Source organism: Fischerella thermalis PCC 7521 (assembly GCF_000317225.1).
In the GTDB taxonomy this organism is placed as follows: Bacteria; Cyanobacteriota; Cyanobacteriia; order Cyanobacteriales; family Nostocaceae; genus Fischerella; species Fischerella thermalis.
Genome location: NZ_AJLL01000011.1, coordinates 37,339 through 44,998, shown reverse-complemented (window position 1 = coordinate 44,998; position 7,660 = coordinate 37,339). Strand labels below are relative to the sequence as shown.

The 7,660-nt window shown below is 39.1% G+C and carries 9 protein-coding genes; 6 read left to right on the top strand and 3 right to left on the bottom strand.

What is annotated here, in order from left to right; genetic code table 11:
- Positions 1 to 300: 300 nt before the first annotated feature.
- Positions 301 to 1,269, bottom strand: a complete 969-nt coding sequence (locus UYK_RS0103335; RefSeq protein ID WP_016870900.1) for a CHAD domain-containing protein — start codon at positions 1,267 to 1,269, stop codon at positions 301 to 303.
- A 400-nt stretch (positions 1,270 to 1,669) separates the two neighbouring features.
- Between UYK_RS0103335 and UYK_RS0103330 the strand changes: the two genes are divergently transcribed.
- Positions 1,670 to 2,737: a DUF3616 domain-containing protein gene (locus tag UYK_RS0103330; protein ID WP_009457638.1), complete on the top strand. Its 1,068-nt coding sequence runs from the start codon at positions 1,670 to 1,672 to the stop codon at positions 2,735 to 2,737.
- Between the two features lie 52 nt (positions 2,738 to 2,789).
- Here the strand turns inward: UYK_RS0103330 and UYK_RS0103325 are convergent, their stop codons facing one another.
- Positions 2,790 to 3,194: an NIL domain-containing protein gene (locus UYK_RS0103325; RefSeq protein ID WP_009457639.1), complete on the bottom strand. Its 405-nt coding sequence runs from the start codon at positions 3,192 to 3,194 to the stop codon at positions 2,790 to 2,792.
- A gap of 104 nt (positions 3,195 to 3,298) precedes the next feature.
- On the opposite strand from UYK_RS0103325, the gene UYK_RS0103320 reads away from it, so the two are divergent.
- From UYK_RS0103320 to UYK_RS0103310, 3 genes are all read left to right on the top strand, one after another.
- The gene (locus tag UYK_RS0103320; protein ID WP_009457640.1) at positions 3,299 to 3,889 is read left to right on the top strand and encodes a thioredoxin family protein; all 591 of its coding nucleotides are present in this window, start codon (positions 3,299 to 3,301) and stop codon (positions 3,887 to 3,889) included.
- Positions 3,890 to 3,974: 85 nt separating this feature from the next.
- On the top strand, positions 3,975 to 4,280 hold the full coding sequence (locus tag UYK_RS0103315) for an ArsR/SmtB family transcription factor (protein WP_009457641.1): 306 nt from the start codon (positions 3,975 to 3,977) through the stop codon (positions 4,278 to 4,280).
- A 132-nt stretch (positions 4,281 to 4,412) separates the two neighbouring features.
- Positions 4,413 to 4,631: a hypothetical protein gene (locus UYK_RS0103310; RefSeq protein ID WP_009457642.1), complete on the top strand. Its 219-nt coding sequence runs from the start codon at positions 4,413 to 4,415 to the stop codon at positions 4,629 to 4,631.
- 109 nt (positions 4,632 to 4,740) lie between these two features.
- Here UYK_RS0103310 and UYK_RS0103305 read toward each other — a convergent pair whose 3' ends face one another.
- On the bottom strand, positions 4,741 to 5,304 hold the full coding sequence (locus UYK_RS0103305) for an NUDIX hydrolase (protein ID WP_009457643.1): 564 nt from the start codon (positions 5,302 to 5,304) through the stop codon (positions 4,741 to 4,743).
- Positions 5,305 to 5,549: 245 nt separating this feature from the next.
- On the opposite strand from UYK_RS0103305, the gene UYK_RS0103300 reads away from it, so the two are divergent.
- Positions 5,550 to 6,602 (top strand): dipeptide epimerase, encoded by a 1,053-nt coding sequence (locus UYK_RS0103300; RefSeq protein ID WP_009457644.1) that lies wholly within the window; start codon positions 5,550 to 5,552, stop codon positions 6,600 to 6,602.
- Complete coding sequence (locus UYK_RS0103295; RefSeq protein ID WP_009457645.1) at positions 6,586 to 7,626, top strand: N-acetyltransferase DgcN family protein; 1,041 nt, start codon at positions 6,586 to 6,588, stop codon at positions 7,624 to 7,626. The genes UYK_RS0103300 and UYK_RS0103295 overlap by 17 nt, the downstream gene beginning before the upstream one ends.
- Positions 7,627 to 7,660 lie beyond the last annotated feature (34 nt).

The window sequence follows — 7,660 nt, the reverse complement described above, 5'->3', positions numbered from 1 at the left end:
GAGGTTCTTCGTTTTTTTTTACAAGTGTTCATCTGGACATGATATAACTCTCAAATTTCTCTCTGCTTGCCCAGAGGAGGGTATATTATCGAACACAGATGCACACCGATTCACACGGATGATTTATCGGTGTGCATCTCTTGTTTATCTGTAGTTGTTTTAATGATTCAAATGGGTGTATTTTATATCTGTAAAAGATTTCAGTGAGTTACCATTTCACAAAATTATTGATACAAATTCTCTCCCTTGTCTTCCTTGTCTCCTAGTCGCTAAATTTATCAAACTTATAGTGAAACGGTATTAAGCGGGATGAAGTACTGTGAAATGTAAATCCTGTCTCGTTTTACATTGCAGATATCGTTCTTGTAATGGTTGCCATTGTTGCCACATTTGGTAACGATTTTCTACTAATAAGGCAGCAATCGTGGGGATTTGAGTTTGAATTTCTGATTCCAAGATACTTTCTAACCACTCAGCTAATACTATACTGTCTTGTATGGAACCTAAGATATCTTGGATGCTTTTTAATTCTGCAATATAAGCTGTGTAAGTTTTACTGTATAAATCGGAAAATAACTCCATTTGGTAACGTGTGCGTTTAGCTTGCTTGCGTAGACTGTGAAGAGTTTTGCTGTTGGTTGCTAATTCTTTTTCTATTTTTTTTGCTTCCCAATTGTGCAAAACTACTATTTGATGTTCTTCGATTTCAGTCCCGACTAGCCAACCTGGGTGTAGTAAAAAATTGCTGACTTCTGGTAAAAGTAAGTCTGGTAAGACTTGCTGCATTGGTAAAGACGCTAGTGGTTGATAGTTTGGTTCATCTAACCATTTTTTTAATGCTTGTTTGATTGCTTTATAATGTTCATCTTTGAAGGTGTCTCGCACATCTGCAAGTGCCTCTTCCCGTTGTTTCTCCAAAGCATCCAAGGCTGTTTGTAGAAATTGCCGTTCTTTTTTAGGTAATTGTGGTTGAGAAAGATGTTCAAGTGTTTCTTTTAATACATCTAAGTCTCGAAGATTGCCAAGACGACGCGCTATTTTTCCGATATTTTTATCACTTACAACCTTTGGTAGATTTACAGCGATCGCAAACCGACTAGTAGCTGTACGTAAGCGACGCATCCCCACTCGCATTTGATGTAATGCTTCTGGATCTTTATCTTTTTTAACTTCTGATTCCCATTTTAAGGTTTTCTTAAAGTGTTTTTGAATTGCTGAATAAGCATAATATCCAAAATTTTCCACTTTCGGTTCGACAGCCAATGACATAAAAAATGATACGCCTTATCTAGTTATTTCTATTGCCTATACTTCTTGAATAATAGCATTAGTTAAAATTTACAATATTTGATTTGTAAATTATTGTATAGAAAATTACTGTCTTAAAATATTATGTTCACAACCAATTGTTATATAATTGTTCATCTTAAATAATGTAAAGCTACGTGAATTTTATTTGTGATTTCAAAAATCTCTAACTAAGCACGAACTTTCATTAACTCATGGCGAATTATGCGTTCTTCTGCGTTTAAAAATGTTAAGATTTGACGCAAAAATGTACTAACTAGCTAATTATTTAATAAATTTATAAAATTGAAATGAATAGCAGGTATCATTTAATACTTAAACAAAGAATGATACGAGGGAAAACACTTAGAAAAGATTTAACATGAAAAACTCAACATTGCTAAACAAGGTTTTACTCACATTTACTGATGGCTTTAAAGAACACCGAGAAGACCTATCGGCAGTAATGCTAACACCAGAAAAGCATCTATGGTTTGGATCAGATGAAACTTCAACTATTGAACGCCTTTCTTATATCAATGCTAATCATTTTGGTGAACATAAGCAATTTCGTGTAGCAGAATTTATTGATTTACCTGCACCAGAAGAGGAAGAAATTGATATTGAGGGTATCGAGTATAGTGATAGCTATCTCTGGATTATTGGTTCCCATAGCTGGAAACGCAAAAAACCCAAACTAGATAAATCAGATATCAAAAACATTCAGAGATTAGCTAAAGTTGCATCGGAACCAAATCGGTATATCCTAGCACGTATTCCCCTTGTGAACGGAGAGTTATGCAAATCTTGCCCCCATCCAGAAGATGCAAATATGCAGCTAACTGCTGCTAAATTGCAATTAACTGAGTCTACAAATATATTGATGGAAGTTTTGGCAGATGATCCTCATCTGGGGTTTTTTGTCACAGCCAAAATTCCCGGGAAAGACAATGGCTTTGATATAGAAGGTATAGCAGTTCATCAAAATCGAATCTTTTTGGGTTTGCGGGGACCAGTATTACGGGGTTGGGCTGTAATTTTGGAAATAGAAGTAGAACTTTTGCAAACAGGACTACTAACACTAAAACCAATAGTAAAAACAGGTCAATGCTATAAAAAACATTTTGTATTTTTGAATGGTTTAGGAATTAGAGATTTACATCTAGCTGGAGAAGATTTACTGATCCTAGCAGGCCCAACGATGGATTTAGATGGCCCAGTGCAAGTTTATCGTTTGCATGTTAACCCCTGTTTGCAAGATGATGTCCTACACTACCCTGAATATGTACAAGATATTCCCTTTGGTAATCGAGATGATCATGCAGAAGGAATAACGCTGTTTGAAGATATCAGTGGAATACCTTCACTATTAGTAGTTTATGATTCTCCAGCAAATCATAGGCTGGTGAGTGATGATAGTGTGATTGCAGATGTGTTTAAGTTAGGTTAGTTGAGGAGTGGGGGTGGTGGGGTGGTGGGAATAACTATTAACAACCAACAAACTAAATATTTGTGGAAATTGCTTGCACTGGACAGGTAGGTATACACTGTTCGCAGACGATGCAGCGCGATCGCGTAAATGTCAGTTTGTAGGTTTCTGGGTTCAGAGTTAGGGCTTCGGTAGGACAAACTCCTGTACATAACCCGCAGTGAACACAGATTTCTTCGTCTATGACTATTTCTCCTAAAGTGTGAGATACGCTGATATTTTGCGATCGCATCCACTCGACAGCAGCATCTAATTGATCTATATCCCCAGAAAGTTCTACTACCAATTTACCAATTTGATTCGGTGCTACTTGGGCGCGGATAATATTAGCAGCGACATTGAAATCTTTTGCTAGTCGGTAGGTGACTGGCATTTGAATGGCACGTTTAGGAAAAGTGAGGGTGACTCGTTTTTTCACGGTTTTGCAAACAGGGATTGGGAAATTTGGAAGTTGGAAGTCAGAATTAAATAAAGCGGTAAACTGAAAATAAGAATGCTTAATAAGTTTTAATAAATTCTGTTATGAGTACCGATACTTCTGGGAAATCTCCAACTAAATCAGAATTCAACGCTGGGACACGTGTAAGAAACTTTTTAGTCGCAATAGTGGCGATCGCTCTTAGTGTTAGCCTTGTTTTCGGTTTGAAATCTCAGGGTAACACAGTTTCTCTCACTCAGCTGGGTGAGGAATCTACTCCTCTAGAAGTAGCTTTAGCCAATGGTAAGCCATCGCTAGTGGAATTCTATGCTAATTGGTGTACTGTTTGCCAAAAAATGGCTCCTGATATTGCCGCATTGGAAAAGCAGTATGCAGAAAAAGTTAATTTTGTGATGCTGAATGTGGATAATAGCAAATGGCTACCCGAGATGCTAAAGTATCGCGTTGATGGTATTCCCCATTTTGTGTTCTTGAGTGAAAATGGAGAACCCATTGCCCAAGCAATTGGTGATCAACCCCGTACTATTATGGCAAGTAATCTAGACGCCTTGGCTGTTGGGTCACCCCTGCCGTATGCTCAAGCTAGTGGCAAAGTTTCCAAAGTTTCCACATCAGTAGCACCACCAGCTAGCAGCGATGATCCTCGTAGTCATGGTGGTCAAGTCGTCAATTAGTTGTTTGTTCCAATCAACTACGAACTATCAACTCACAACAATTTATTAAACTTGATATATCGACATAAATCGATATAATTGGATTATGGATAGTAAAGATATTGATATTTTTAAAGTCCTGGCGAATGAGACTAGGTTACAAATTTTGCATTGGTTAAAAGAACCTGAGGCCAATTTTCCCTGTCAGGATGTAAACCCGCGTACAGTTGGAGTCTGTGTCGGTAGTATTCAGAAGAAAACTGGTTTGGCCCAATCTACGATATCTCATTACTTGTCTATGCTGGAAGATACAGGGTTAGTTGTCTCAACACGTATAGGACAGTGTACTTACTATCGTCGTAATGAAGAAGCTTTTTCTATGTTTGTTACTCATGTTGCCACTGATCTATAAGTAAAAACTTATAGATTGTTGTATCTTGTTTTTTATTTACTTATATCGAGATTGTTCGATATTTCTAAGCTTTAAAATATTGCTATCGTGTAGGTGCGATGGGTAGCCAACGTTGTATTAAAGGAGATAAGTATGCTGGCAAGCTATTTGTTATTATTAGTTATTGGTTTAAGTGCTACTGTTCTTGGAATGAAAATACGGGAGGAAGTCTATCGCATTGCCGTTGTATTTAGTGGAGGAATGCTGTTAGCAATGGGGTTAATATTGGCTCCTGCACCTGTACAAATCGGTTTTGGATTATTTTTGTTAGGACTAGTGTATATATATTCTCCCACCAAAATTTTAGATTGATGGGATTCACGCTGTTCGTCGTGAATCACTGAGAATCATTTTGACTGAAGAATTGCTCAATGGTACAATCCCCTAGATTGGTATGTAAAAATAATCCAAAATCTAATATCTAATATCTATGACATTGCTCAATTAAATTTAATCCCAAAAACAGAGCCGCAACACTACCAGCCACACAAATTTCTCCTTGGATTATTTTTGTTAAAACTGATTCTACAGGAATTAAAATTACTTCTATTTCTTCTGTGATATCCAGTTGTTGTTCACTCGTTTTGCTGACATTTTCTGCTAAAAATAAATGTAATCGATTGGTATCTTTGCTGGGTCGATCATATAAAGTAGCTATTTTTTTTATTTCTTTAGCTGTATAGCCAGTTTCTTCCTCTAGCTCTCTTTTCGCTGCTATTTCGGCGCTTTCTTGATTGGGGTCAAAACTGCCAGCTGGTAGTTCTAGAAAAAATTCTTCGATTGCGTGTCTGTATTGGCGGACAAAGACAATTTCTTTATTGGTAGTGATGGGTAAAATTAATGCTACTTCTGGTTTAATATGGACAAAAAAATCATCTATAATTTTGCCATTTGGTAGAAGAATTTCATCTTGCCTAACTTGACACCAGGGATGGTTTAATACCATTTTTGAATGTAATAATTGCCATTTTTTTAATTTTTCCATAGAGTTTATTCAGTCTGGGTAAATGAATATTTAGATTTTCTGTTATGATAGATGGCCACAGGGTGGAATACTTACATTAACGAACCACAAAGAACACAAAAAACACAAAGGTTTTTATAAAATAATACTAGTGAAAAAGTAGAAAAGACACAAAGTGTTGACCGATAATTATTCCCAGGGTAGAATTCCCAAAAATTATCTTTGGAGTCAATCCAAAATCTAAGAATTAAACTGAAATTTGAATTATGCAAATTGAGGTGGAAATCTTTACGGTTAATAAACGATTTCCCTTGACTATTAGTCGTGGGACAACAACACAGACAACTAATGTTTGGGTGAAGATTTCCGATGATGGTATTGAAGGTTGGGGAGAGGCGTCGCCGTTTAGTATAGGCAATTATCCACAATCAACGGAAATTATTAAAGATGCTTTGCAGAAAGTCGCCTCTGCTTTGCAAGCACATAGCCCATTGCAAAGGCAGCAAGTAGAACAAATTTTAACAACAGCCAAAATTCCTTCGGCAGCGAAAGCAGCGTTAGATGTAGCAATGCATGACTGGTTGGGAAAACGCATCGGCTTACCATTGTGGCAACTATGGGGACTTGATAGAAATGCGATCGCACCAACTTCTGTAACTATTGGGATTAATTCAACCGCAGGGGCAAAAGCTAGGGTAAGGGATTGGTTAGAATTTCTGGATGTCCGTGTTTTCAAGATCAAGTTGGGTAGCCCAGAGGGTATTGACGCCGATCAAAAAATGTTGATGGCGGTACGAGAAGAAGCACCAACACAGGAATTATATGTTGATGCCAATGGTGGATGGAATTTAGCAGATGCGATCTACATGTGTAATTGGTTGGCAGATTTGGGTGTAAAGTATGTAGAACAGCCCCTCGCACAAGGTCAAGAGCAAAGTTTAGCCGAACTTAAGATGCGATCGCCTCTACCTATCTTTGTGGATGAAAGTTGTTTCACCAGTGCTGATATCCCTCAATTAGCGAATATTGTCGATGGAATTAATATCAAGCTGATGAAATCGGGGGGATTAAGCGAGGCGATGCGGATGGTAAATACAGCCCGCGCCAATGGGTTGCAAGTCATGTTTGGCTGCTATTCTGATAGTGCGCTTCTCAACACAGCAGCCGCACAACTAGCGCCACTTGCTGACTATTTAGATTTAGATAGTCACCTGAATTTAATTGATGACCCTTTTACAGGGGCATTTGTACAAGCAGGAAAAATTATACCAAACGACTTACCAGGCTTGGGGGTACAACGCAGTGCGTCTGCCACTTAATCAACGAGTAGCTATCTTATTACATGAGGGAATCAAGGGAACTCGCGGTAAAACAGGGTTATCACTTTTACGTTACAGTGAAGCCCCGATTGTAGTAGCGATCGACCGCGAATGTCCAGGGCAATCCTTGCCAGAGTTAACAGGTATTCGCCGCCATGTACCCATAGTTGCATCAGTCTCAGCAGCACTAGAGTACAAACCGCAAGTCTTAGTAATTGGCATTGCACCTCTAGGCGGCGTTTTACCAGATGATTACTGGCATGACATCAAAGATGCCTTAGCTGCGGGAATGTCGCTGGTAAATGGTTTGCACGCACCACTATCAACCATACCCGACTTAAAAGCACTCCTGAAGCCAGGACAAATGATTTGGGATGTGCGGAAAGAACCGCCGAACTTGGGTGTAGCTACGGCGATGGCACGTACCCTTCCCTGTCGACGGGTACTGACAGTGGGAACTGATATGGCAGTTGGCAAAATGTCAACTAGCTTAGAATTACACTGGGCATCAAAATTGCGGGGCTGGCGTTCTAAGTTTCTGCCTACAGGGCAAACTGGTTTGATGTTAGAAGGGGATGGTATACCCCTAGATGCTGTACGCGTGGACTTTGCTGCTGGGGCAGTAGAACAAATGGTCATGCGCTATGGTAAAAACTACGATATTTTGCACATCGAAGGGCAAGGTTCTCTACTGCACCCTAGTTCCACAGCAACATTGCCCCTAATACGTGGTTCCCAACCAACACAAATGATTTTAGTCCATCGGGCAGGACAAACAGAAGTTGCTGATGGTATACCAATTCCACCTTTAATAGATGTAGTCAAACTTTATGAAACAGTTGCCAGTGCAGGTGGTGCTTACCCAAAAGTACCAGTAGCAGCAATTGCCCTCAACACTCGTCACTTCAGCGAAGCAGAAGCAAAAGCAGCGATCGCCCAAACAGAAACAGAAACCGGACTACCTTGTACAGATCCAATTCGTTTTGGTGCTGACAAGCTGTTGGATGCCGTCATGCAGAATTAAAATAAAAGCGCCAGTGAATACGGTGCAAAACCTG